The organism is Pigmentiphaga sp. CHJ604 (assembly GCF_036972535.1).
GTDB classification, from domain to species: Bacteria; Pseudomonadota; Gammaproteobacteria; order Burkholderiales; family Burkholderiaceae_B; genus Pigmentiphaga; species Pigmentiphaga daeguensis.
On record NZ_CP136998.1, the window covers coordinates 787,625 to 813,254 of the forward strand.

At 68.7% G+C, this 25,630-nt stretch carries 21 protein-coding genes and 1 riboswitch; of the genes, 14 read left to right on the plus strand and 7 right to left on the minus strand.

The features are described 5' to 3' along the window. Positions 1 to 14 precede the first annotated feature (14 nt). Positions 15 to 1,814: an aspartate--tRNA ligase gene (gene aspS, locus R4823_RS03945; protein WP_087837563.1), complete on the plus strand. Its 1,800-nt coding sequence runs from the start codon at positions 15 to 17 to the stop codon at positions 1,812 to 1,814. 123 nt (positions 1,815 to 1,937) lie between these two features. On the opposite strand, the gene R4823_RS03950 is transcribed toward aspS, so the two are convergent. Next, the gene (locus R4823_RS03950; RefSeq protein WP_087837564.1) at positions 1,938 to 2,561 is read right to left on the minus strand and encodes a MarR family transcriptional regulator; all 624 of its coding nucleotides are present in this window, start codon (positions 2,559 to 2,561) and stop codon (positions 1,938 to 1,940) included. A gap of 171 nt (positions 2,562 to 2,732) precedes the next feature. Here R4823_RS03950 and R4823_RS03955 point away from each other — a divergent pair, with 171 nt between their 5' ends. From R4823_RS03955 to R4823_RS03970, 4 genes are read left to right on the plus strand one after another with little or no spacing between them, the layout of a single operon-like run. Then, complete coding sequence (locus tag R4823_RS03955; protein WP_338617546.1) at positions 2,733 to 3,839, plus strand: efflux RND transporter periplasmic adaptor subunit; 1,107 nt, start codon at positions 2,733 to 2,735, stop codon at positions 3,837 to 3,839. 13 nt (positions 3,840 to 3,852) lie between these two features. Further along, positions 3,853 to 6,939 carry a MexW/MexI family multidrug efflux RND transporter permease subunit gene (locus tag R4823_RS03960; protein WP_132979064.1) on the plus strand — a complete coding sequence of 1,029 codons (3,087 nt, stop codon included), beginning with the start codon at positions 3,853 to 3,855 and terminating at the stop codon, positions 6,937 to 6,939. A gap of 10 nt (positions 6,940 to 6,949) precedes the next feature. Then, the gene (locus R4823_RS03965; RefSeq protein WP_338617548.1) at positions 6,950 to 8,362 is read left to right on the plus strand and encodes a TolC family protein; all 1,413 of its coding nucleotides are present in this window, start codon (positions 6,950 to 6,952) and stop codon (positions 8,360 to 8,362) included. Continuing rightward, positions 8,359 to 9,783 (plus strand): MFS transporter, encoded by a 1,425-nt coding sequence (locus R4823_RS03970; protein ID WP_087837568.1) that lies wholly within the window; start codon positions 8,359 to 8,361, stop codon positions 9,781 to 9,783. Before R4823_RS03965 ends, R4823_RS03970 begins: the two co-directional genes overlap by 4 nt. 3 nt (positions 9,784 to 9,786) lie before the next feature. On the opposite strand, the gene R4823_RS03975 is transcribed toward R4823_RS03970, so the two are convergent. Beyond that, positions 9,787 to 10,215 carry a VOC family protein gene (locus R4823_RS03975; RefSeq protein ID WP_087837569.1) on the minus strand — a complete coding sequence of 143 codons (429 nt, stop codon included), beginning with the start codon at positions 10,213 to 10,215 and terminating at the stop codon, positions 9,787 to 9,789. Positions 10,216 to 10,340: 125 nt separating this feature from the next. After that, positions 10,341 to 11,222: a LysR substrate-binding domain-containing protein gene (locus tag R4823_RS03980; RefSeq protein WP_338617553.1), complete on the minus strand. Its 882-nt coding sequence runs from the start codon at positions 11,220 to 11,222 to the stop codon at positions 10,341 to 10,343. Between the two features lie 127 nt (positions 11,223 to 11,349). Between R4823_RS03980 and R4823_RS03985 the strand changes: the two genes are divergently transcribed. Then, complete coding sequence (locus R4823_RS03985; RefSeq protein WP_279818139.1) at positions 11,350 to 11,772, plus strand: VOC family protein; 423 nt, start codon at positions 11,350 to 11,352, stop codon at positions 11,770 to 11,772. Between the two features lie 113 nt (positions 11,773 to 11,885). Further along, the gene (locus tag R4823_RS03990; RefSeq protein ID WP_087837570.1) at positions 11,886 to 12,254 is read left to right on the plus strand and encodes a DUF423 domain-containing protein; all 369 of its coding nucleotides are present in this window, start codon (positions 11,886 to 11,888) and stop codon (positions 12,252 to 12,254) included. A gap of 81 nt (positions 12,255 to 12,335) precedes the next feature. Here R4823_RS03990 and R4823_RS03995 read toward each other — a convergent pair whose 3' ends face one another. Beyond that, a complete protein-coding gene (locus R4823_RS03995) occupies positions 12,336 to 12,899 on the minus strand; it encodes an NADPH-dependent FMN reductase (protein WP_087837571.1) in 564 nt (187 codons plus the stop codon). Positions 12,900 to 13,036: 137 nt separating this feature from the next. On the opposite strand from R4823_RS03995, the gene R4823_RS04000 reads away from it, so the two are divergent. Continuing rightward, complete coding sequence (locus R4823_RS04000; protein WP_279818137.1) at positions 13,037 to 13,909, plus strand: endonuclease/exonuclease/phosphatase family protein; 873 nt, start codon at positions 13,037 to 13,039, stop codon at positions 13,907 to 13,909. Here R4823_RS04000 and R4823_RS04005 read toward each other — a convergent pair. Then, on the minus strand, positions 13,901 to 15,253 hold the full coding sequence (locus R4823_RS04005) for an MFS transporter (RefSeq protein ID WP_087837572.1): 1,353 nt from the start codon (positions 15,251 to 15,253) through the stop codon (positions 13,901 to 13,903). The two genes, R4823_RS04000 and R4823_RS04005, sit on opposite strands and share 9 nt — an antisense overlap. Positions 15,254 to 15,291: 38 nt before the next feature. Then, the gene (locus R4823_RS04010) at positions 15,292 to 16,074 is read right to left on the minus strand and encodes a M15 family metallopeptidase (RefSeq protein WP_130356986.1); all 783 of its coding nucleotides are present in this window, start codon (positions 16,072 to 16,074) and stop codon (positions 15,292 to 15,294) included. Positions 16,075 to 16,146: 72 nt separating this feature from the next. Beyond that, positions 16,147 to 16,312, plus strand: a riboswitch (yybP-ykoY riboswitch). Between the two features lie 18 nt (positions 16,313 to 16,330). Between R4823_RS04010 and R4823_RS04015 the strand changes: the two genes are divergently transcribed. From R4823_RS04015 to R4823_RS04035, 5 genes are all read left to right on the plus strand, one after another. After that, positions 16,331 to 16,891: a TMEM165/GDT1 family protein gene (locus R4823_RS04015; RefSeq protein WP_087837574.1), complete on the plus strand. Its 561-nt coding sequence runs from the start codon at positions 16,331 to 16,333 to the stop codon at positions 16,889 to 16,891. Positions 16,892 to 17,004: 113 nt separating this feature from the next. After that, complete coding sequence (locus R4823_RS04020) at positions 17,005 to 18,969, plus strand: 5'-nucleotidase C-terminal domain-containing protein (protein WP_338617562.1); 1,965 nt, start codon at positions 17,005 to 17,007, stop codon at positions 18,967 to 18,969. A gap of 234 nt (positions 18,970 to 19,203) precedes the next feature. Continuing rightward, a complete protein-coding gene (locus R4823_RS04025) occupies positions 19,204 to 21,609 on the plus strand; it encodes a 3-hydroxyacyl-CoA dehydrogenase/enoyl-CoA hydratase family protein (RefSeq protein WP_338617563.1) in 2,406 nt (801 codons plus the stop codon). Positions 21,610 to 21,820: 211 nt separating this feature from the next. After that, positions 21,821 to 23,020: an acetyl-CoA C-acyltransferase gene (locus tag R4823_RS04030; protein WP_338617565.1), complete on the plus strand. Its 1,200-nt coding sequence runs from the start codon at positions 21,821 to 21,823 to the stop codon at positions 23,018 to 23,020. Between the two features lie 67 nt (positions 23,021 to 23,087). Further along, positions 23,088 to 23,504, plus strand: a complete 417-nt coding sequence (locus R4823_RS04035) for a DUF2007 domain-containing protein (RefSeq protein WP_087837577.1) — start codon at positions 23,088 to 23,090, stop codon at positions 23,502 to 23,504. 9 nt (positions 23,505 to 23,513) lie between these two features. On the opposite strand, the gene R4823_RS04040 is transcribed toward R4823_RS04035, so the two are convergent. Next, the gene (locus R4823_RS04040; RefSeq protein WP_165963020.1) at positions 23,514 to 24,005 is read right to left on the minus strand and encodes a MarR family transcriptional regulator; all 492 of its coding nucleotides are present in this window, start codon (positions 24,003 to 24,005) and stop codon (positions 23,514 to 23,516) included. A 144-nt stretch (positions 24,006 to 24,149) separates the two neighbouring features. On the opposite strand from R4823_RS04040, the gene R4823_RS04045 reads away from it, so the two are divergent. After that, a complete protein-coding gene (locus tag R4823_RS04045; RefSeq protein WP_279818129.1) occupies positions 24,150 to 25,580 on the plus strand; it encodes a sulfatase-like hydrolase/transferase in 1,431 nt (476 codons plus the stop codon). Positions 25,581 to 25,630 lie beyond the last annotated feature (50 nt).

The following is a 25,630-nucleotide window of genomic DNA, read 5'->3' on the forward strand; positions in this document are numbered from 1 at the left end:
TAGACGGAGATTCCATGCGTACCTGCTATACCGGCCAGGTCTCGACCGAGCACCTGGGACAAACCGTGACCCTGTTTGGCTGGGTGCACCGCCGCCGCGACCATGGCGGCGTCATCTTCATCGACCTGCGCGATCGCGAAGGCCTGGCCCAGGTCGTCTGCGATCCCGACCGCGCCGACACCTTCCAGATCGCCGAGCGCCTGCGCAACGAATTCTGCGTGCGCGTCACCGGCCTGGTGCGCAAGCGCCCCGAGGGCACGACCAACCCCGCGCTGAAGTCGGGCGAGATCGAAGTGCTGGCGCACGACATCGAGATCCTGAACGCGTCGGTCACGCCGCCCTTCCAGCTCGATGACGAGAACCTGTCCGAGACCACCCGCCTGACGCACCGCGTGCTGGACCTGCGCCGCCCGCAGATGCAGCAGAACCTGATGCTGCGCTATCGCGTGGCGATCGAGTCGCGCAAGTACCTGGACGGCCTGGGCTTCATCGACATCGAGACGCCCATGCTCACCAAGAGCACGCCGGAAGGCGCGCGCGACTACCTGGTGCCCTCGCGCGTCAACCCGGGCCATTTCTTCGCGCTGCCGCAATCGCCCCAGCTGTTCAAGCAACTGCTGATGGTGTCGGGCTTCGACCGCTACTACCAGATCGTCAAGTGCTTCCGCGACGAGGACCTGCGTGCCGACCGCCAGCCCGAGTTCACGCAGATCGACTGCGAGACCTCGTTCCTGAACGAGCAGGAAATCCGCGACATCTTCGAGAACATGATCCGTCACGTGTTCAAGGAAGTGAAGGGCGTCGAACTGGCCAACCCGTTCCCGGTCATGCCGTGGAGCGAGGCCATGGGCCGCTTCGGCTCCGACAAGCCGGACCTGCGCGTCAAGCTCGAGTTCACCGACCTGACCGACGTCATGAAGGATGTCGACTTCAAGGTCTTCGCCAGCGCCGCCAACAGCGCGGGCGGCCGCGTCGTCGCCCTGCGCGTGCCGGGCGGCGCGGAATTGAGCCGCAGCGAGATTGACGCCTACACCCAGTTCGTCGGCATCTATGGTGCCCGCGGCCTGGCCTGGATCAAGGTCAACGAACTGGCCAAGGGCCGCGAAGGCCTGCAGTCGCCCATCGTCAAGAACATCCATGACGCCGCCCTGCAGGAACTGCTGGGCCGCAGCGGCGCCCAGGACGGCGACATCCTGTTCTTCGGCGCCGACAAGGCCCGCATCGTCAACGACTCGATCGGCGCGCTGCGCGTGAAGATCGGGCACAGCGAGTTCGGCCGCAAGCAGGGCCTGCTGGAAGGCGACTGGAGGCCGCTGTGGGTGGTCGACTTCCCGATGTTCGAGTACGACGAGGAAGAGCAGCGCTACACCGCCGCCCACCATCCCTTCACCTCGCCCAAGGACGGCCACGAGGACCTGCTGGAAACCGATCCCGGCGCCTGCCTGGCCAAGGCCTACGACATGGTGCTGAACGGCTGGGAAATCGGCGGCGGCTCGGTTCGTATCCACCGCGAGGAAGTGCAGAGCAAGGTGTTCCGCGCGTTGAAGATCGATGCCGAGGAAGCCCAGGTCAAGTTCGGCTTCCTGCTGGACGCGCTGCAATACGGCGCGCCTCCGCACGGCGGCATCGCCTTCGGCCTGGACCGCATCGTCACGATGATGGCCGGCGCCGAGTCCATCCGCGACGTGATCGCCTTCCCCAAGACCCAGCGCGCCCAGTGCCTGCTGACCGGCGCGCCGTCGGAGGTGGACGAGAAGCAGCTGCGCGAACTGCACGTGCGCCTGCGCGCCGCCGAGGTCAAGACGGCGCAGTAAGCGGCCGGCTTCGCCGCACGCCATCCGGGCCCCGCTTCGCAAGAGGCGGGGCTTTTTTCATCGCCGGACCGTCGCCAGGATGAAAAGGCCCCCTTGGGGGGCGGCGCCGCCGCGAAGCGGCACCTACACCTTGTGGATGCGGTACACGCAGCGGCCGCCTCCCGCCAGCAGGTGCTGCTCGCGCGCCACTTGCGTGTCCTTGCCCGCGATCTCCTGGAACAACTGCAGTTCCGAGCGGCAGAAACCCTGGCATGCCTGCGCCGCCGCGCAGATCGGGCAATGGTCCTCCACCAGCAGCCAGTCGGCGCCGTCGCGTTCCACTCTCGCCATGTAGCCCTCGTTGGAGCGGACCTGCGCCAGCTGGCGCAGGCGTTCCTCCAGGCTCTTGCCGTCGCACGCCGCCGCATAGGCGGCCCTGGCTTCGGCTTCGCGCTTGGCAATCAGGCGGTCCAGTCCTTCCTCGCCGAACAACTGCCGGATCGAGTCGATCAACTGCGTCGTCAACTGGGCGTGCGTATCGGGAAAACGACGATTGCCCGCCTCGGTCAGGACCCAGTCCTGGCGCGGCCGGCCGGCACCCGCCGCGGGCTGCTGGCGGCCCTCGACCAGGCCTGCCGCCACGAGCTTCTGCACTTGCTGGCGCGCGGCTTCGGTGGTCAGGTCCAGCTTGCGGGCGAGGGTGGCGGTGGAGACCGGCCCATGGGTCTTGATGAAGAACAGGATGCGATCGGCGGTGGGGAATACCATTCAATTTTCCAAGGTCTTTCTTGCATAAATAAAAGACGCTCTCTAATATGCAAGAAATTTCTTTGATAATAGGCCCTGCCGGTCCCGTTGTCGAGGAATCCGGCTTGCGTTCGCGTTCCCGGGTTCTCCGGCCGTGTCCGAACGGGCCTCTCCTCCTTCAAGGTCCGCATCATGCGCAAGAAAATCCTGGTGGGCACGGCGATACTGGCCGCCGTCGTCCTGGCCGGCGTGCGCGTCGCCGCATCGGGCGGCGACGAGCCTCCCCCCGCCGCCTATCCCGCGCCCAAGGTGGCGGTCGCCAGCGTGCAGCGAGCCCGATTGCCCCGGGTCTACGTGGGCGTCGGCGAACTGGAGGCGGTGCGCCAGGTCCTCCTGGCCACCGAAGCGGGCGGGCGCATCACGCGTATCGCGTTCGAGTCGGGCCAGCGGGTCAAGGCCGGGCAGGTGCTGGTGCAGCTGAACGACGCACCCGAGCAGGCCGAGGCGCGTCGCCTGGAGGCGCAGTTGCGCAATGCCGAACTCCAGCACGCCCGCGTGCTGCGGCTGCTGGAGGAGGATGCCGCCACGCGCGAACAGCTCGACAACGCCCGTGCCGCGCGGGACATGGCGCAGGGAGAACTGCAGCGGGTCCAGGCCCTGATCGCGCAGAAGACGGTGCGCGCGCCCTTCGACGGCGTGCTGGGCCTGCGCCGCGTCCATGCCGGCCAGTACCTGAACGTCGCCGATCCCATCGCATCCCTGGTCGATGCCGCGTCGCTGCGGGCCAACTTCTCGCTGGACGAACAGGCCGTTCCACGGCTGCGTGCCGGCCAGCCCGTGGAGGTGCTGGTGGACGCCTATCCGGGCCGGCGCTTTCGCGCCACGATCAACGCGATCGATCCGATGATCTCGCGTTCGCGCACCGTGCGGGTCCAGGCAACCCTGCCCAATCCGGAAGGCGCGTTGAAGGCGGGCATGTACGCGAGCGTCAGGGTCGAGCGCCAGGACGGCCCGGCCTCGGTGCTGGCGGTGCCCGAGACCGCGGTCACCTATACCGCCTACGGCGATACCGTGTTCGTCGTGCAGGACGCGCCGGGCAAGGGGCTGGTGGTCAAGCGGGTGGCGGTCAAGGTGGGCGCGCGCCACGAAGGCCTGGTCGAGATCGAAGAGGGCTTGCGCGAAAGTGATCGCGTGGTCACTTCGGGCCAGCTCAAGCTGAACGACGGGATGCCGGTGGAGCCGAGCGCGGGCGATACGCTGCGCGAGACGGTGTCCGCCACGCGCGTCTCCGGCATCTGAACCGGGTGCCGCCATGACGTTCACCGACGTATTCGTCCGCCGCCCGGTCCTGGCCCTGGTGGTGAGCGCGCTCATCCTGCTGCTGGGCCTGTTGTCCCTGACCCGGCTGCCGATCCGCCAGTATCCGCTGCTGGAGAGTTCCACCGTCACCATCACGACCGAATATCCCGGCGCTTCCGCCGAGCTGATGCAGGGCTTCGTCACGCAGCCCATCGCCCAGGCCGTGTCCTCGGTGGAAGGCATCGACTACCTGTCCTCGTCCTCGGTCCAGGGCCGCAGCGTCGTGACGGTGCGCATGGAGCTGAACCGCGATTCCACGCAGGCCCTGGCCGAGGTCATGGCCAAGGTCAACCAGGTGCGCTATCGGCTGCCCGAGCAGGCCTACGATCCGGTGATCGAACGGTCGGCCGGCGAGTCCACCGACGTGGCCTATGTCGGCTTCGCCAGCGACACGCTGTCGATGCCGGCCCTGAGCGACTATGTGCGGCGGGTGGTGGAACCGAAGTTCTCCGGCATCGAGGGGGTGGCCAAGGTCTCGGTCTACGGCGGGCAGCGGCTGGCGATGCGCCTGTGGCTGGATCCCGACCGGCTGGCCGGCCGCGGCCTGACCGCGGCGGACGTGGCCGAGGCGGTACGGCGCAACAACTACCAGGCGGCGCCCGGCAAGGTGAAGGGCATGTACGTGATCGCCAACGTCCGGGTCAATACCGATCTCATCAGCGTCGAGGAATTCCGCGACATGGTGGTCCACAGCGGCGCCGACGGACTGGTGCGGCTGCGCGACGTCGGTACCGTGGAACTGGGCGCGGCCTCGACCGAGAGCAGCGCCACCATGGACGGCACGCCGGCGATCTTCGTGGGCCTGGCCTCGACGCCGTCCGGCAACCCGCTGGTGATCGTGGACGGCATACGCAAGCAACTGGCCGAGATCGACAAGACGCTGCCGCCCGGCGTGCACGCGCGGCTGGCATTCGAGACCTCGCGCTTCATCAAGGCCTCCATCGACGAGGTCGTGCACACATTGATCGAGGCGCTGGTCATCGTGGTGGCGGTGATCTTCCTGTGCCTGGGGTCGCTGCGCACGGTGCTGGTGCCGATCGCCACCATCCCGCTGTCCATGCTGGGCGCGGCGGCGCTGATGCTGGCCTTCGGGTTCAGCGTGAACCTGCTGACGCTGCTGGCCATGGTGCTGGCCATCGGACTCGTGGTGGACGATGCCATCGTGGTGGTCGAGAACGTCCACCGGCACATCGAGGAAGGGCGTTCGCCCGCCGCGGCCGCGCTGATCGGCGCGCGCGAAGTGGCGGGGCCGGTCATCGCGATGACGTTGACCCTGGCGGCCGTGTACGCCCCCATCGGCCTGATGGGCGGGCTGACCGGCGCCCTGTTCAAGGAGTTCGCTTTCACGCTGGCCGGCTCGGTGGTGGTGTCCGGCGTGATCGCGCTGACGCTGTCCCCGGTGATGAGCTCATTCCTGCTGCCCGCGCAGCAGAACGAGGGACGCATGGCGCGGCTGGCCGAGCGTTTCTTCGGCGGCCTGACAGGCGGCTACGCGGCGGTGCTGCAACGTTCGCTGCGGCACCGCTGGGTAACCGGCGCGCTGGCGCTGGCGGTCTGCGTGAGCCTGCCGGTGCTGTATTCGATGCCGCAGCGCGAGCTCGCACCGGTGGAGGACCAGGCCAGCGTGCTGACCGCGGTCAAGTCGCCGCAGTATGCCAACCTCGATTACGTCGAACACTACTCGCGCAAGCTGGACGACATCTACAAGAGCCTGCCCGAAACCACGGGGCGCTGGATCATCAACGGCAGCGACGGGCTGGCCTCCAGCATCGGCGGCATCGACCTGTCGGCGTGGGGCGAGCGCGAGCGGTCGGGGGCCGAGGTTCAGTCGGCGCTGCAGGCGGCCGTGAACGACGTCGAGGGCAGCAGCATCTTCGCGTTCCAGTTGCCTGCGCTGCCCGGCTCCACCGGGGGACTGCCGGTGCAGATGGTGTTGCGCAGTTCAATGGACTACCGCACGCTGTTCGACGCCATGGAAGACATCAAGCAGCGGGCGCGCCAGAGCGGCCTGTTCGTGGTGGTGGACAGCGACCTCGACTACAACAACCCCGTCGTGCAGGTGAAGGTGGATCGCGCCAAGGCGAACAGCCTGGGCATAGGCATGCGCGACATCGGCGAATCGCTGGCGGTGCTGGTGGGCGAGAACTACGTCAACCGCTTCGGCCTGGACGGCCGTTCGTACGACGTGATCCCGCAAAGCACGCGCGAGCGGCGGCTCACGCCCGAGGCCCTGGCGCTCCAGTACGTGCGCACCGCCGACGGCGACCTCGTGCCGCTGTCGGCGGTGGTCGCGGTGTCGGTGCAGGTCGAGCCCAACAAGCTGACCCAGTTCGACCAGCAGAACTCGGCCACCTTCCAGGCCATTCCCGCGCCCGGCGTGACGCTGGGCGACGCGGTGGCGTTCCTGGAGTCGGTCGCGGCGAGCCTGCCTGCCGACTTCAGCCACGATTGGCAATCGGACGCCCGCCAGTACAAGCAGGAGGGCAATGCGCTGGCGCTGGCCTTCGCCGCGGCGCTGATCGTCATCTACCTGGTGCTGGCGGCCCAGTACGAAAGCCTGGTCGATCCGCTGGTCATCCTGATCACCGTGCCGCTGTCCATCTGCGGCGCGCTGGTGCCGCTGGCGCTGGGCGGGGCCACGCTCAACATCTATACGCAGATCGGGCTGGTGACGCTGATCGGCCTGATCAGCAAGCACGGCATCCTGATGGTGGAGTTCGCCAACGAGCTGCGTGCCGCCGAAGGGCTCACGCCTATCGAGGCCGTGCTGCGCGCCGCGCAGATCCGCCTGCGGCCCATCCTGATGACCACGGCCGCCATGGTGTTCGGGCTGCTGCCGCTGCTGGGCGCCTCCGGCGCGGGCGCGCAAAGCCGCTTCGGCCTGGGCATCGTCATCGTCTGCGGCATGGTGGTGGGCACGCTGTTCACCCTGTTCGTGCTGCCCACCGTCTATTCGCTGCTGGCCCGCGACCACGCCACCGGCGCAGCGCGCCGGCGCGAGCTGGCCGAGGCCGGCGCCGCCGCGCCGCAGGCGCACTGAGGAGCATCGCATGTACAAGCAACCTGTCATGCCCGCCATGCTGGCCATGGCGGCACTGATCGCCGGATGCGCCGTCGGGCCCCGCTACGAGGCGCCGCAGGTGGCCCCGATTGCGCTGGCCAGCCCCGAGCAGGCCTGGTTCGCCGCCGAGCCTTCCACGGCGCCCTGGTGGTCGTTCTTCGACGATCCCGCGCTGGAACGCCTGATCGCCGCCGCGCTGGAACACAACCACGATGTCCGCCAGGCCTATGCCAGCCTGCAAGGCGCGCGGGCGATGTACGACGAGCGCGAGCTGGACCGCTATCCCGCCGTTACCGCGCAGGCCGCCTGGCGCCGCGGCGTCCAGCAGCAGGCCATGGCCACGGGCGATCCCGAGCGCAAGCCCTTCGAGAACTTCCGCGCCGGGTTCGATGCGCAGTGGGAAATCGACCTGTTCGGCCGCCTGGCCCACCTGGCCGCGTCGGCCCAGGCGCAGGCCGATGCGGCGCGGGCGGACCTGGACCGCGTGTGGCTGGCCATCGCCGCCGACGTCGCCCGTTATCACTACGAGTACCAGGGCTTGCAGCGCCGCCTGAATGTCGCGCGGGCCCAGGCCGAGAGCTGGCGCCAGACGGTGCGGCTGGTGGACGCCAGCGTCCGCGCCGGCAGCGGACTGCGGGAGGATCTGGAAAACGCGCGCGCCAACCTGGCCCGCAGCGAGGCGGCCATCGCGCCGCTGTGGGCGGCCAGCCAGGAGACCCGCTACCGGCTGGACGTGCTCCTGGGGCGGCGGCCGGGCGAGACGGCTGCGCCGGCCGATGCCGGCGGGCAGGCTCCGCTGGTGGGCCGCCTGCCGCTGGGAGACGTCGATGCGCTGATCCGCAACCGGCCCGATGTGGTGCGCGCCGAAAGACTGCTTGCCGCCAGCACCGAAAACGAGGGCGCGGCTACCGCCGACCTCTATCCGCGTGTGAGCCTGGGCGGGTTCATCGGTTTCTTCGCACTGCGCGGCGGCGACCTCGGCGGCGCCGCGCGGGCGTTCGAAGTCGCGCCCACCGTCGACTGGCCGGCGTTCCGGCTGGGCAGCGCCCGCGCACGCCTGCGCGCCGCTCACGCGCAGTCGACCGGCGCGCAGGCCCGCTACGAGCAGACGCTGCTGCTGGCGCAGGAAGAGGTCGAGGGGGCGTTGACGCGGCTGGCCCGCCAGCAGGAGCGCCTGGCCGCGCTGGCGCGCTCCGCGGAGCATGCGCGCGCCGGACTGGAGATCGCCACGCGGCGCTACCGGGCCGGCGCGGGGCCGTATCTGGCCGTGCTGGAGAACCAGCGCAGCTACTACCAGATCAGCCAGGAGGCCACGGAAGCGGAGACCGCCTCGTACGTGAACGCGGTGGCCCTGTACAAGGCCCTGGGCTGGGGCATGGGCACGGACGGAGGAAACTCATGAGCGCATCGACCTTGCCCGAGGCTTCCTGGGGCGAACTGCTCCATGGCCGCAACGCGTTGCGGTCCATCGCGCTGGCCGGCGGCGTCGCGCTGCATGCCATCAACGTCTACGTCGTGACCACCATCCTGCCCAGCATGATCGCCGACATAGGCGGCCTGGAGTACTACGCCTGGAACACTTCGCTGTTCGTCGTCGCGTCCATAGTCGGGTCGGCGCTATCTGCCCGCCTGCTGGAACTGCTGGGTCCTCGCGGCGCCTACCTGCTGGCGCTTTGCGCCTTCGCGGCGGGGTCGGCGTGGTGCGCGTTGTCCCCGTCCATGCCCAGCCTGTTGGCCGCGAGAACGGTGCAGGGCTTCGGCGGCGGCGTGTTGCTCGCGCTGAGCTATGCGCTGATCCGCCAGGTGTTCGAGGCGCGGCTGTGGCCACGGGCGATGGGCCTGGTGTCGGGCATGTGGGGCGTGGCGACGCTGTGCGGCCCGGCGGTGGGCGGGCTGTTCGCCGGGCAAGGGCACTGGCGCTGGGCCTTCTGGTCGCTGATCCCGGTGGCCGCCGTGCTGGCCGCGATCGTATCCGTCCAGTTGCCGGGCCGGAGCCGTTCCGCCGGCGACACTGGCATGCGGCCGCCCTACGCGACCATAGGCCTCCTGGTGGTATCGGTGCTGGCCGTGTCCCTGGGCAGTCTCAGCACCAGCGCCGCGTGGAACCTGGCCGGCGTGGCGGCGGGTTGCGTGCTGGCCGTGGGCATCGCGGCGATCGACCGGCGCGCGGCCGCGCGGCTGCTGCCGGCTGGCGCATATTCGCTGTCGGCGCGGCTGGGCCTCCTGTATGCGCTGATGAGTCTGCTGGTGGTCGGCATCACGACCGAGATATTCGTGCCGTACTTCCTGCAGGTCATCCACGGAATGACGCCGCTCGCCGCCGGTTACCTCACCGCCGTCATGGCCGGCGGCTGGACGCTGGGTTCGGTGGGCAGCGCCGGCCGGCGCGGCGCCGCGGCCGACCGGATGGTGCGGGCCGGCCCTTGGATCAGCCTGGGCGCGCTGGTGGCCATGGCGGTCCTGACGCCACGTGCCGGGTGGCTGGAGGGCGTGCCCGGACTGGCGCTGTATTGCCTGGCGCTGGCGGGCGTGGGGCTGGGCATAGGGGTGGGCTGGCCGCACCTGCTGACGCGGCTATTCGTCGCGGCGCCGCCGGGGGAAGAAAACCTGGCCTCGGCATCGATCACCACGGTGCAGTTGTACGCCATGTCGCTGGCCTCGGCGCTGGCCGGCATGGTGGCGAACGCGGCCGGATTGGCCGATCCGGGCGGCGTGGCCGGCGCCCAGCGGGCCGCCCTCTGGCTGTTCGGCACTTTCGCCATCGCTCCCGCGCTGGCCGTGCTCCTGTCGCGCCGCGTGGCCGGACGGCAGGAGACGGCGTAAGGGCTACGGGGGATTCAGTTCCGAGTCCTGCCACGGGTCGTAGCTCCCGAAATGCCAGACATAGCCTTCGGGATCGGCGAGCGTATAGCCCTTGCCGCCGTAATCTTCCTCCTGGATGGGGCGCACGATGCGGGCACCGGCCTTGATGGCGGTGGCGTAGTGCGCGTCGGGATCGGCGACGACGACGTAGGGCGTCTGGGTCTGCCGGCCGCCGATGTCGGCCGGCAGGGCGGTAAGCTGGCGCATGAGTTCGCTCGTACCCGAGCCGAGCATGATCATGCCGTCTCCCAGGGTGAGCTGGGCATGGGCGATGGTTCCGCCGTCCCCCGGCACCACCAGGTGCTGGGTGAAGCCGAAGGCCTGGCACAGCCAGTCGATGGCGGCGGGGGCATCGCGGTAGACCAGGCAAGGCATGATGGAGGTGCGTGTCATGGGCGGTCTCCTGGCAGGCAGGCGTCGGAACGTACGAAAACCGTAGCATGGCATGCGCGCGATGGACAAGGCGCCGCGCCGCCCGCATCGTTTCCGGGGATGTCCGTGCCAGCCGGCGGGCGGCGTCAGGCGCGCGCTTCCAGCTCGACCGCCTGTTTCCGCATGCTTTCGACCAGCGATGCCAGCACGGCTTCGTTGGCCTCGCGCGGATGCGCGACCACGCCGATCTCGCGGAAGAAGGGCGGCCCGGGCAGCTCGACGATGCGCACCTGCCTGTCGGCGGCCGCATCCACCAGCGTGCCCGGGATGACGGCGCAGCCCAGCCCCTCGCGGACCATGCGCAGGATGACGGCCGGTTCGTCCAGTTCCATCAGCTCGTCCACGCCGGTCGACAGGCGGCGCAGGAACTGGTCGACCAGATGGCCGCCATGCGACTTGCGGTTGTAGCGGATGAACGGCAGCGCCGCCGCCACCGCCTCCCAGTCCCCCCGCGTTCCGCGCGGCGCGATGCCGACGTAGCGCTCGCGCATCAGCGCGGTCCATTTCAGGTGGCGCGGCAGGTTCAGGTTGGGCTTGATCAGCACGGCCAGGTCGAGTTCCTGCTCGTCCACCTGCGCGAGGAGCTGCGAGGACATGCCCGGCACCACGTTGACATGCACGGCGGGCAGGGACTGCCGGAAGCGCCGCAGCGCGCCGGGCAGCAACCCCGTCTGTGCAGTGGAAATCGCGCCCACGGTGATGGCCACCGGCGCCGGCTGCCGGCTGGCGCCGCGCATGGCCTGGTAGCGCTGCACGATGTGCTCGGCCTCGGGCAGCAACTGGCGCCCGCGTTCGCTCAACCGGACCGACTTGCCCGCCCGCTCGAACAACAGGCAGCCCAGGTCTTCCTCTAGCCGCTTGATCTGGGTGCTGACGGCCGACTGGGTCAGCCCCAGGCGCGCGCCGGCGGCCGAGAAGGACGAAGCCCGCGCGGCTGCCATGAAGGTTTGTAGGTAGCGGATCACCATGGGGATGCCTGGATGCTAATAGAAAAAATCGATGACAAGGCCGGGAAACTTTCGTTTCGCATCGGAAGTTTCGTTCAATACAATCATAGCCCGGGCCCGGATGGCGGGCCTGCACCGGAGTTTCCTCATGGCTGGCATCCCGCTCTTTCACCTGGCTTTCCCCGTCGACGATCTCGCGCAGGCACGAGCCTTCTATGGCGGCCTGCTCGGCTGTCCCGAGGGCCGCAGCTCGGACGCGTGGGTCGATTTCAATTTCTACGGGCACCAGATCGTGGCCCACCTGTCGCCGGGCGAGGCCGGCACGCGCCATACCAGCGCGGTCGACGGGGACGACGTCCCCGTGCGCCACTTCGGCGCCATTCTTCCCATGGACGAATGGGAGGCCCTGGCCGAAAAACTGCGCCAGGCCGGCACCCGGTTCGTGATCGAGCCACACGTCCGTTTCAAGGGGGAAGTGGGCGAACAGGCTACTATGTTCTTTTTGGATCCTTCGGGCAACGCGCTCGAATTCAAGGCATTTGGCGATCTCGGCCAGGTGTTCGCGAAGTAGCCGGCCGGCGGCGCGACCCGGGCCCGACCGGTTTTTCATCGCCGGGCCGCCCCTGGCGGGGCAGCGCCGCCGCGCGGCGGCAAGCGTGGGGCCATTTTTCAAGGAAGCGCTGCATGTTGTTATCTTCTCGAGTCTTGCTGGGCTGCGCCGCACCGATGGGCGCGGCCGGCGTCATGCTGGCCGCCATGGCCACGCACCTGACGGGTGGAGGCATCCTGTCCACCGCCGCGTTGTTCCTGCTGCTGCATGCCGCCGCCATCACCGGCCTGGCCGCCGTGGTGCCCCACGTCCAGCGCGGCCGCACCGCCCTGATCGGCGCCGCGGCCCTGATCATCGCCGGCACGCTGCTGTTCTCGGTGGACCTGGCCCTGCGCCAACTGGCCGGCATGAAACTGTTCTGGGGCACCGCCCCCTTCGGCGGCGGCGCCATGATCGTAGGCTGGCTGGGCGTCGCCATCGCCGCCCTCATGCCCAACCGCTGACCCCCACCAGCCCGTTGGTTGCCAGGGCACAGCGGATCCGGCTCCGCCGGTCCGCCAGTGCCGCCCCCCGGGGGGCGCCCGTCAGGGCGTAGGGGGGGGAAACTTCTCCATCCAGCCCACGTACCGATCCACGAATCCCTGGATGAACTTGGCGCTGGCCTCATTGGTGATCTTGCCGTCCGCATCCACCAGCCCGCCGGTGTACTGCACGAAGATGCTCGGCTGAGGCAGCACGGGCACGTCCAGCGCCGACAGCACCATGCGCAGGTGTTCCTGCGCCAGGGCCGTGCCGACCTGGCTGGGCGAGGCGCCCATGATGCCGGCGGGCTTGCCCGGCCACGAACTCTTGCCCCAGGGGCGCGAGCCCCAGTCCAGCGCGTTCTTGAGCACGCCGGGGTACGACCGGTTGTATTCCGGCGTGAAGAACAGCAGGCCGTCCGCGGCTTCCACCTGCCGCTTGAACGTGACGACGGGCCCGGGCAGGGCGGTATCGAGATCCTGGTTGTACAGGGGGAGATCGCCGATGGCGATTTCCTCCGTCTGGAAGTTGGATGGCAGCAGTTTCGTCACGGCCTTCGCCAGCTGGCGGTTGAACGATTCCTTGCGGAGACTGCCGATGATCACGCCGATCTTGTAGGTGCTCATGAAGATTCCCGGATCTGGATGAGAAAAGGGGATGCCGGAGCGCGGCCGCCGGCCGCACCGGAGCGGGGGAACTGCCGATTCATGATAGCGCAGCGAATCCACTAGAATGAATCCCTTGTCCCCCCTTGATGCTCACGATGTCAGTCGTTCGTATCGTCAGCTACAACATCCACAAGGGCATGTCCGCCCTGGGCAAGCGCGAGTCCGTGCAGGAACTGCGCCTCGGCCTGCACGGGCTGCGCGCCGACCTGGCTTTTCTCCAGGAAGTCCAGGGGCGCAACGACAAGTCCGGTACCTTGCACGAGCAGCATGAGATGCTGGCCGCGGCCCTGAGGCTGGAGGCCGCCTATGGCCGCAATGCCGTCTACCGGCACAGCGATCATGGCAACGCGCTGCTGTCGCGCTTCCCCATCCTGTCGCACCAGAACCAGGACATCTCCGATCACCGCCTGGAGCAGCGCGGCCTGCTGCATGCCCGCGTGGGCATCGGCGGCCACGAGGTGCATTGCTTCGTGGTGCATCTCGGACTGTTCGCCGGCAGCCGGTCGCGCCAGGTGGGAGCGCTGGTGTCGCGCATCGAGGAAGTCGTGCCGTCGTCGGATCCCATCCTGATCGCCGGGGACTTCAACGACTGGACCAACGTGCTGTCGGACATCCTGGTCGAACGCCTGGGCTTGCACGAGGTGTTCGCGACCGCGCCTCGGGGCAACAACGTGGAACTGCCGCGCCTGCGCGATTCGGTCCGCATGCTGGGCCGGGTGCTGCGGGGCGGGGAAGCCTCGCCCTGGCGGCTGCGGCCCGGGTTCCAGGGCCCGCCCAAGCTCGGCATGGGCAACGAACTGATGGCGCCGCGTCCGCCCCGCACTTTCCCCGCCATCTTTCCGTGGCTGCGGCTGGACCGGATCTACCAGCGCGGATTTTCGGTCCGGCAGGCCAGCGTGTTGTACGGCAGGCCCTGGACACGCCTGTCGGACCACGCGCCGCTGCTGGCCGAGCTCGAACTACCTTGACATGCGGGTGCCTGGCCGCGCCGCGCTGACCGCGGACGCCGCGGCCAGGAAGACGGCGGCCAGCACGAGGCCCGTGGTCGGCCCGTGCGCCGAGGCGGCGGTGAACGCCAGCGCCACCAGCGCCGCGCCCAGTGCCATGCCGAACTGGCGCGCCGTGGCCTGCAGGCCGCCCGCTCCGCCGCTGCGATGGCGCGGGGCCGCGGTCAGCATGACCCGGTTGTTGGGAGTCTGGAACATGCCGAAGCCGGTGCCGCAAAGCACCATGCAGGCCATGATCCAGCCGTTGGGCGTGCTGGTGGGCAGCAACGAGATGACCACCAGGCCGCCGGCGACCAGTCCGGCACCTATCGAGCACAGGATCGAGGGCGCGACGGATTCCGACAGGCGTCCGGCCACGGGGGCCGCGATGGCCACCGCCAGCGGCCAGGGCACCATCAGCATGCCCATTTCCAGCTGGCTGCGGCCCAGGATCTGCTGGAAGTAGAACGGCAGCGAAATATAGGAAATGGTCTGGCCCGAGAACGCGCAGACCGAGGCGCCGACCGAGAACGCGAACTGGCGGATGCGCAGCAGGTCGAGCGGCAGCAGCGGCGTCGCCTGGGTCAGTTCGCGCCGGACCAGCGCCAGCCCGGCCACCGCGCCGCCGGCCAGCAGCGCGAGCGCCGTCATGAAATCGTGCAGCAGCCGGTCCACGCCCACCACGATCAGGCCGAAGGTCAATCCGCTGAGCGTGGCGCTGAGCGCATCGAAAGGACGCTTGGCGAGTTCGGTCTCGGGCAGCATGCGGCTGCCGATGGACAGGATGAACAGGCCGATGGGAAGGTTGACCGCGAACAGCCAGGGCCAGGAGGCGACCGACAGGATCAGCGACCCTATCATCGGCCCGGCGGCGGACGAGGTCGCCACGACCAGGGCGTTATAGCCGATGGCCCGGCCGAACTGCTTCTGGGAATAGATGAAGCGCAGCAGGGCCGGCGTGACGCTCATGACCGCCGCCGCGCCCAGGCCCTGGAACACGCGGAAGGAAATGAGCATCGTGAACGACTGCGACATCGCGCAGCCCGCCGAGGCGATGGTGAAGGCCGTCAGGCCCGCGCCGAACACGCGCCGGTAGCCCAGGATTTCTCCCAGCGACGAGAAGGGCAGCAGGGCGACGACGATCGCGAGCTGGTAAGTGTTGACGATCCAGACGGCCTGGGCAGGCGAGACGCCCAGGTCACGCGCGATGGACGGCAGCGCGACGTTGGTGATGGTGGTTTCCAGGACGGTCATCGCCATCGCCAGCATCGTGGCTGCCAGGGCCCAGTACTTGCGCGGCGGGGTAAGTCCGTCCAGGGGATGCATCTTCTTGTTGTGCGCGCGCCGTGCGCGCGGCGCGCGGATCAGCGTACGGGGAAATTGAAATAGGTATCCGGATACGGCTCTTCGTCCAGAGTGTAGTGCCACCACTCTTCGGGCAGGTTGCGAAAACCGTGCCTGGCCATCAGTTCCTTCAGGAACCGGCGATTGTGTCGGACAGCCTCGGGTAAATCAGGATTGTCTGTATGCGACTTTACATCAAAAAGGTCGAAGGGGGTTCCCATGTCGACCTCGCCGCCGGCCAGCAGCGGACCACGGACGGGCAGGGCGGAGGCGGTTTCAGGCTCCAGCGCGGCCAGCGTCAGATCCACCGTGCTGCCCCGGCTGTGGCCGGATCGCTCGGCGATGTAGCCCAGTTCGAGCAGCGCGGCCTTGTCCACGCCGGGGAAGTATTCGGCCTTGGTCTTCTGGTCGGCGGCGTCGCGCGTCCAGGCCACGAAATCGGTCACGGCGCGCTGGGGCCGGTAGCAATCGAAGATCTTCAACGTCAGGCCCTGGGGCCGGACTTCGCGCTGCACGGCCAGCAGGCGCCGCGCGGCGGGTTCGGTCAGGATGCAGGTGGGGGCGTCGTAGCCCGCCGCCGGCCGGCCCATGAAGTTGGCGCTGCCGTGATAGCGGATGTCCAGCCGCACGGTCTGGGCGACGTCGGTCAGGTGGACGAAGCCGACGGGGATGGGAAGAAGCGGGTCTTCCTGGGCGTGGGCGACCGGCGAGAGCAGCGCCGCGGCGGCGAGACAGGCGCCGGTGGCTTGTGCCAGCGAACCGGCCGGGCGCCGGTCGTCCTGGTCGGAGGAGCGGTTCTTCATTCGGGCATTCCATCTTGAAGCAGCGCATATTATGCGGCGTACGGCGCGCGGCGGGCCAGTTGCGCTATACTTGCGCCCGTCATTGGGGAGTAGCCTCCTTGCCTTTGGGTGCAAGGGCCTGCGTCAACACACTTGCCTACGGGCATGGCGCAGGCGGTCCAGGACTTGGCAAGACCTTTGATCGTGCAGCTTCCGGTGGGCCGGGGCTGTTGCACGATCATTCGGTCAACCGTCCGGCCCGGAGCGCGTATCAAACATGGAAGCCTTCCTCGTCTCGACCGGCATCGTCGCCCTGGCCGAGATCGGCGACAAAACCCAACTGCTCGCCTTGTTCCTGGCTGCCCGCTGGCGTCGGCCCTGGCCCATTATCCTGGGCATCTTCACCGCGACCATCGTCAACCATGCCCTGGCCGGCGCCGTTGGCGCGTGGCTGACGCAGGTGATCGGTCCCGACGCGCTGCGCTGGATACTGGGCGTTTCCTTCATCGCCATGGCGGTCTGGATGCTGGTTCCCGACAAGCTCGACGCAGCCGAGACCGGCAAGCTCAGGCTGGGCGTGTTCGGCACCACGGTGGTGGCATTCTTCCTGGCGGAAATGGGCGACAAGACGCAGGTGGCGACCGTGGCGCTGGTCGCGCAATTCCATGCCTACTACGCCGTGGTGGCCGGCACCACGCTCGGCATGCTGATCGCCAATGTGCCCGCCGTGCTGCTGGGCGACAAGCTGGCCCATCGGCTGCCGGTGCGGCTGGTGCATGGCATCGCGGCATTGATCTTCGCCTGTCTGGGACTGGCCGCGCTGCTCGGCCTGTTCTGATCGCGGGGCTCGTCCCCGGGACGGCCCGGGGACGGTGCAACACGATCTTCATGCAAGCTTCACGACCGTTTCATGACAGGCCTCCATCCTTCGAGTCCTTCAGTGACAAACGGATGAAAACCATGAAAAGACTCGTGAGCGGCGGTGTGGGGCTCGCCGCGGTATTGCTGGCGGCAGGATGCCTGTCCTCGGGCGATGACGATCTCATTCCCGTCAATCCGGAGCCGCAGGGGCGGCCCCTGGCCCTGACCATCCTGCACGTCAACGACCATCATTCCCACCTGGATGCCACCTCGGCCACGCTGCAACTGAAGGTGGCCGACGGATCACGCAAGGCCGTCGCGGTATCGGCCGGAGGCTTTCCCCGGGTGAAGGCGGCGATCGACCAGCTGGCGGCGAAGTCGACCCACGTGCTCAAGCTGCACGCGGGCGACGCGCTGACCGGCACGCTGTATTTCAACCGGGCGGGCGAGATGGGCGAGCCCGATGCCGCCCTGATGAACACGGTCTGCTTCGACGCCTTCGCGCTCGGCAACCACGAGTTCGACAAGGGCGACAGCGGCCTGAAGCATTTCATCGACCTGCTGCACGCCGGCAGTTGCAGGACGCCCGTGCTGAGCGCGAACGTCAGCTTCGCCGCGTCCTCGGCGCTGCATCCCTCGCGCGCGGCGGGCGCGGTATCGCCGTCGACGGTCGTGGTGCGCGACGGCCAGAAGATCGGCATCATCGGACTGACGATCGCGGCCAAGACCCAGGCGTCCTCGAGCCCGGACAAGGGTACGGTGTTCGAGGACGAGGCGGTGGCGGCGCAGCGCGAGATCGACGCGCTGCGCAAGCAGGGCATCGACAAGATCATCCTGCTCAGCCACACCGGCTACGGGTACGACAAGCAGATCATCGCCAGGCTCGATGGCGTGGACGTGCTGGTGGGCGGGGACTCGCATACATTGCTCGGCCCCGACGCGATGGCGGGCACGTACGCGCTGGGTGCGACGCCCGGTGGCGCCTATCCCACGCGGATGACCGACAAGCAGGGCAAGCCCGTGTGCCTGGTCCAGGCCTGGGAATACAGCCGGGTGGTGGGCGAGCTGAAGGTGGAGTTCGACGCCAGGGGCGAGATCAGCAAGTGCGAAGGCACGCCGCATGTGCTGATCGGCGACGATTTCGCCATTGGCGGCGCGGCGGCGGGTGCGCCGGACCGGGCCGCGATCCTGGCCGACGTGCAGGCCAGCGGTTTCCTGAAAGTGGTGGCGCCGGACGCCGCGGCGGCGCAGCTGCTGCAGCCGTTCAAGCTGCAGGTGGATGCGTTCAACAAGACGGTCGTGGCACAGGCGCCCGACGAACTGTGCTCGCGCCGCGTGCCGGGCGGCTCGCCCACGCAGACGGCCGGCTGGAACGACTACGGCCGGTCGAGCGCGGCCTGCAACGCGCTGGGCGACGTGACCCGGCGCGGCGGCGACATCCAGCAGATCGTGGCGCAGGCCTTCCTGGAAATTGCGCAGAAGGCCTATGGCGGTGCCGACCTGACGCTGCAAAGCGGCGGTGGCGTGCGGGTGCCCCTGCAGGGCGACATCACCGCGGGCCGCGCCATCGAGGTCGTGCCTTTCGGCAACCAGCTGTATCGCCTGGAGGTGACCGCGACGGAGATCAAGAACCTGCTGGAGGACGGCATCGAGGCCACCTATGGCGGCACCGGCGCCACGGGGCCCTATCCCTACACCGGCGGGCTGCGCTGGGACGTGGATGCCACCCAGCCCAAGGGCAGCCGGGTCAGCAACATCGAGCTGCGCGACAGTGCCACGGGGAACTGGGGATTGCTGGACCTGGGCAACGCCACCCGCACCTACAAGCTGTTCGTGCTGAGCTTCAACGCCAACGGCGGCGATGGCTACGCCACCCTGGCGGCCGTGCCGGCCGCGCGGCGGCTCGACGTGGGCGTGCTGGATGCCGACGTGTTCCTGGAATACATCGCGGCGCAGCCCAAGGGGACGAACGGCCTGCCGCAACTGCGCAAGCTGGAACCTGGCCTCTATAGCACCAAGTCCCATAAGGACGTGTGGACCCTCTCTACGCGCTGACGCGCGCCTCCCGGGTCTAGTCCCAGGGCGCGGCCATCGGCCGCGCGGGGCGGGCTTTCCATCCGGCCCGCCAGTGCCGCTCCCTTCAAGAGGTAGACTATGCGAGTAGGCAGTTGCTGCGATGAGGCGTGGCGGCTGCGCGTGTCTTTAGTCCCGAATCGCCCGTGCGCGGCGGCTGTCGCGCATGCCCTAGATTGGGCCGGCCGCTCCGGCCCGTTTATCGCCAGGAAGACCATGTCGAATTTCCTCGTCCGCAAAGTCGCAGTGCTGGGTGCCGGAGTCATGGGCGCCCAGATCGCCGCGCACTGCGTCAATGCCAAGGTGCCGGTGGTGCTGTTCGACCTGCCCGCCAAGGAAGGCCCCAAGAACGGCATCGTGCAGAAGGCCATCGACAACCTGCGCAAGCTCAGCCCCGCTCCGCTGGCGGTGCCGGAACTGGCATCGCTGATCGAGCCCGCCAATTACGAAGACGACCTGGCCAGGCTCAAGGAATGCGATCTGGTGATCGAGGCGATCGCCGAACGCATGGACTGGAAGCATGATTTGTATGCGAAGGTCGCCTCGGCGATCGGTCCGCGGGCCATCTTCGCCACCAATACCTCGGGCCTGTCGATCACCGAACTGTCCAAGGGCATGGCCCCCGGGCTGCTGCCGCGCTTCTGCGGCGTGCACTTCTTCAATCCGCCACGCTACATGCACCTGGTGGAACTGATTCCCACCGCGCATACCGAACCCGCCATCCTGGACCATCTGGAGGCTTTCCTGACCACGGTGCTGGGCAAGGGCGTGGTACGGGCCAAGGACACGCCCAATTTCATCGGCAACCGCGTGGGCGTGTTCGGATTGCTGTCCGCGATGATCGAGGCCGAGCGCTTCGGGCTGACCTACGACGTCGTGGACGACCTGACCGGCGCCAAGCTGGGCCGGGCCAAGTCCGGCACTTTCCGCACCGGCGACGTGGTCGGGCTGGACACGCTGGCGCACGTCATCAAGACCATGGAAGACTACCTGCCCGATGATCCGTTCGCCGCGCACTACGGCACGCCGCCGGTGCTGGCCGGGCTGATCAAGCAGGGCGCGCTGGGGCAGAAGACCGGCGCGGGGTTCTTCCGCAAGCAGGGCAAGGCCATCCTCAGGCTGGATCCGGCCAAGGGCGAGTACGTGCCGGCCGACGGCAAGGCCGACGATGCCGTCGCCCGCATCCTGAAGAACAAGGACGCCGGGCAGCGCCTGCAGGCGCTGCGCGACAGCGAGCATCCGCAGGCCCAGTTCCTGTGGGCCATCCTGCGCGATACCTTCCAGTACATCGCCGTGCACCTGGCCGACATCGCCGGCACCGCGCGCGACGTGGACTTCGCCATGCGCTGGGGATTCGGCCATGGCGTGGGCCCGTTCGAGCTGTGGCAGCAGGCCGGCTGGCTGCAGGTCGCGCAATGGGTGCAGGCCGACATCGCGGCAGGCAAGACGCTGTCCAGCGCGCCGCTGCCGGCCTGGGTGACCAGCGGCCCGGTGGCCGAGCGCGGCGGCGTCCATACGCCGGAAGGGTCGTGGAACCCGGCCGCGGGCAGGTTCGAGCCGCGCTCCAGCCTGCCGGTCTATGCGCGCCAGATCTTCCGCGCGCCGCTGGCAGGAGAGGGCATCGTGCCGCTGGCCGCCGGCAAGACCGTCTTCGAGGACGAGGCGATCCGCCTGTGGACCCTGGACCGCGCCGGCCTGGACGATGTGCTGATCGCCTCGTTCAAGACCAAGATGCACACCATCAGCCCCGCCGTGACGCTGGGGCTGCTGCGGGCCGTCGACCTGGCCGAGCAGGACTACCGCGGGCTCGTGGTCTGGAATCCGGGCGAGCCGTTCTCGGCCGGCGCCGACCTGCAGGCCATCGTGCCGCTGTTCATGAGCGGCGGCGTGCAGGCCGTCGCGCCCGAGGAGGAACGCCTGCAGCAGTTGATGCTGCGGCTGCGCTACGCCCAGGTGCCCACGGTGGCCGCGCTGGCGGGCATGGCGCTGGGCGGCGGCTGCGAGCTGTCGGTGTATTGCGCGCGCCGCGTGGCGCATTTCGAGACCTATCTCGGCCTGGTCGAGGTGGGCGTGGGCCTGATCCCGGGCGGCGGCGGCCTGACCTACCTGGCCCGGCGCGCGGCGCAGGAGCGGGCGCTGGCGCCGGACATGCCGCTGATGGCCTTCCTGAAGAAGTACGCCTTCCAGGCCGCCACCGCGCAGGTCTCCAAGTCCGCGGTCGAGGCCCGGCGCATGGGCTACCTGCTGGACGACGACCCCATCGTCTTCAACGTGCACGAGGTGCTGTACGCGGCCATCCGCGAGGCGCAGGCCCTGCACGACACGGGCTGGCGCGCGCCATGGAAGGAGCCGTTCGCGGCCGCCGGCAGCGAAGGCATCGCCATGCTGAGCGCGCAACTGGTGAACATGCGCGACGGCGGCTTCATCTCAGACTACGACTACCGCCTGGGCCATGCGATTGCCGAGATCCTGTGCGGCGGTGAGATCGAGGCGGGGTCGCTGGTGGACGAACAGTGGATCATGGCGCTGGAGCGCAAGACGTTCATGTCGCTGCTGGGCGAACCCAAGACCCAGGAGCGCCTGATGGGCATGATGCAGACCGGCAAACCTATAAGGAATTGATGTGGCCCCCCCTACGCGCTGACGCGCGCCCCCCAGGGGGCGATGCGCGCGGACCGGCGGAGCCGGATCCGCCGCATCCTGGGGTACCAACCGGCTGGCGAGGAACTGCGTTCTTGGCGTTCCTTCAGTGCAGGTGGTGACGAAGTGGGGTTTGAGCGGTGGAACAACAGGGGCGCCTCGTGGCGTCACGGACGAATTGAAGGAGATGGGGATGTCACGTCAGGTTCAGGATGCGTATGTCGTTGCCGCGTCGCGCACGCCGATCGGGAAGGCGCCGCGGGGAGCGTTGCGGACGGTGCGGCCGGATGATTTGTTGATCCATGTGCTGCGCGCGGCGCTGGCGCAGGTGCCGGGGCTGGATCCGGGGCGTATCCAGGATGCCATCATCGGCTGCGCGATGCCCGAGGGCGCGCAGGGGATGAACGTGGCCAGGATTTCCACCCTGCTGGCCGGCCTGCCGCAAAGCGTGGGCGCGGTCACGGTGAACCGTTTCTGCGCGTCGGGGCTGACCGCGGTGGCGATGGCCGCCGACCGGATCCGCGTGGGCGAGGCCGACGTGATGATCGCGGGCGGCACCGAATCGATGAGCATGGTGCCGATGATGGGCATCAACCCGTCGCTGAATCCGCGGGTGTTCGAGGGCGACGAGAATATCGGCATCGCCTACGGCATGGGCCTGACCGCCGAGAAGGTGGCCGCCCAGTGGAAGGTGTCGCGGGAAGACCAGGATGCGTTCGCGCTGGCCTCGCACCAGAAGGCGCTGGCCGCCCAGCAGGCGGGCGAGTTCAAGGACGAGATCGCTCCCATCGAGGTGGTGACGCACTTCCCCGACCTGGAGGCGGAGAAGGTGGCGGTGCGCAAGCGCACGATGTCGCTGGACGAAGGGCCGCGTGCCGACACCAGCGCCGAGGCGCTGGCCAGGTTGCGGCCGGTGTTCGCGGCCAAGGGCAGCGTGACCGCCGGCAACAGTTCCCAGACCTCGGACGGCGCGGGCGCGCTGGTGCTGGTGTCCGAGAGGGCGCTCAAGGAATTCAACCTCGTGCCGCTGGCGCGTTTCGTGACCGCCACGGTGCGGGGCGTGCCGCCGGAGATCATGGGCATCGGCCCCAAGGAGGCCGTGCCCGCCGCGCTGCGGCAGGCCGGCCTGTCGCTGTCCGATATCGACTGGATCGAACTCAATGAGGCGTTCGCCGCGCAGTCGCTGGCGGTGATCCGCGACCTGGGCCTGGACCCGGCCAGGGTCAATCCGATGGGGGGCGCGATCGCGCTTGGCCACCCGCTGGGGGCGACCGGCGCGATCCGTGCCTCTACCGTGGTGCATGCGCTGCGGCGCAGGAACCTGAAGTACGGCATGGTCACGATGTGCGTGGGCACGGGCATGGGCGCCGCGGGAATCTTCGAGCGGGTCTAGTCGCGTGGTCGAGACGGGGCGTGGCGATTCCTGGCGGGACGCCGCGCGGCGACGGGAGGGGCGTGCAATGGCGGAGTTCGTCACCCTGGAAGTCCATACCAACCCTTGGGACGCCCACATCACCCGTGGGCTGCTGGAAAGCGAGGGCATCCCGGTGCTGCTGCAGAACGAGCACCAGGTATGGGCCAACTGGCCTTTCTCGCTGGCCCTGGGCGGTGTGCAGGTGCAGGTTCCCGCCTTGTCGCTGCCGCGCGCGCAGGCGGTGCTGGCGCGCCGCAACAGCGGGGAGTATCAGCAGGAAGTGTTCGACCAGCCCGTCGCCGCGCGATGCGAGGCCTGCGGCGGCACGCGGTTCGCGCGCGACGTGAACTGGCCGCAGGTGGCGCTGGCACTGGTGACGCTGTGCTGGAGCAGCGTCATCTTCCCGCCTCGCAGGGGACCGATGAAATGCGTGGACTGCGGAACGCCAGCTGGCGAGGCCTGAGCCGGGCGGCTACCGGCCCTTCGCGCGATCGGCGTTCTCCTGCATCCGGCGCAGCAGTTCCAGCAAGCGTTCCACCTCTTCCCTGTCGAATCCTTCCAGCATCCTGGCCTGCCTGTCCATGGCCCGGGCGATCAGCGCCTGGCCGGTCTGCCGGCCCCGCGGCGTCACGCTGAAGATGGTGCGGCGCGCGTCGGCGGGATCGGGGATGGAGCCCACCAGTCCCGCCTGAGCCAGCTTGGCCAGCGTGCGGCTGACCCAGGCCTTGTCGATGTGCATGATCTGGCACAGGGGCGTGACGCCCATGTCGCCGCGCGTGGCCAGGACCACCAGGCAGCGGTATTCGGGCAGCGTGAGGCCGGCCACTTCCTGCGCATCCCGTTCGGCCAGGCCGCCCAGGCTGGATGACAGCCGGAAGATGACGAAGCCCAGCAGCGAGGTCAGGTCGAAATCGACCGGCGCGGTTCCGCGCCGGCGGGACGAGGATCGGGAGGGGGCGGTCATGGGCATCGGCCGGGACGAAAGTGGAACGGACAGGCGCCATGTTGACAGAAGAGCGTGCCGGCCGCCAATTGGTTGTCAAAACATCATTGACAACACAACAAAAAGCGCGCATCGTCTCTTCCGCAGCGTTCAACGATCCGTTTCATGGCTTCCAATCTCCTGATCATCCTGTCGGACGAACACAGCCCCGGCGTCATGGGCTGCGCCGGCCATGGCGAGGTGTCGACTCCGCACCTGGATGCGCTGGCGGCGTCGGGTACGCGTTTCGCCAACGCGGTATGCGCCAGCCCCATCTGTGTGCCGACCCGTGCCGCGCTCGCCACCGGGCGGGCGGTGCACGAGGCCGGCTACTGGGACAATGTCGATGCCTACGACGGTGCCGTGCCCAGCTGGCACCACGTGCTGCGCGAGCACGGGCATGAAGTGGTGTCCATAGGCAAGCTGCACTATCGCGGCGCCCCGGGCGAGGACTACGGTTTTTCCGAAAGCCTGCTGCCCATGCACATCCATGGCGGCCGGGGCGAGGTCAAGATGCTGCTGCGCGATCCGCCCGCCTCGCTGGGCGACGGCGCGAACATGCTGGCCTCGGCGCGTGCGGGCGAGTCGGACTACAACCGCTACGACGACCGCATCTGCGACACGGCGGTCCGATGGTTGCGTCGCAAGGCGGCGACGCCCGCCCCGGACAAGCCCTGGGTACTGATGGTATCGCTGGTCGCGCCGCATTTTCCGCTGACGGTGCCGGCGCCCTTCTTCGACCGCTATGCCGCGCAGCCCCTGCGCCTGCCCAAGGCCTATCGGTTCGGCATCGACGAGGCGGCCCATCCCTTCATCCGCCAGTATGCGCGCGAGACCGGCTACAACGTCCATTTCCGCGACGAATCGGATGTCAGGCGGGCGCTGGCCGGCTACTACGGCCTGGTCAGCTTCCTGGATGCCAAGGTGGGCACGCTGGTGCGCACGCTGAAGGAGTGCGGGCTGGACGACGCGACGCGCATCATGTACCTGAGCGACCATGGCGACAACGTGGGGGCGCGGGGCCTCTGGGGCAAGAGCACCATGTATGCCGAGTCGGTGGGCATACCGATGATCCTATCCGGTGCCGGCATCGAGGCCGGACGGGTCGAGCGCACGCCCGTCGGCCAGACCGATGTCTACGATACCGTGCTGGACGCGGTGGGCGTACCCGCCGATGCCGGACGCGTGTCGCCATCGGCGCGTTCGCTGCTGCGGGAGCTGCCCGCCGACCGCGCGGTGCTGTCCGAATACCATACCGTGGGTTCGCGCGCGGCCGTCTTCATGCTGCGCGACGTCCATACCAAGTACGTCCACTATTGCGACCATCCTCCCCAGTTGTTCGACCTGGACGACGATCCGGACGAACTGCACGACATCGCCGCGAAGTCGCCGGGCCGCGTGCATGCCTGGCGCGAGCGGCTGGCCGGGTTCTGCGACCCCGACGAGGTCGATCGCCGCGCCAAGGCGCGACAGGCCGAATTGATCCGGCGCCATGGCGGCGACGCGGCGATCCGGGCCGGGACGGGCATAGGGGGATACACGCCGGTCTTGGCGTGAGGAGCGGATTCCATCGCGGCGCCCGGCGCCGCATCATCACAAAACCGGCA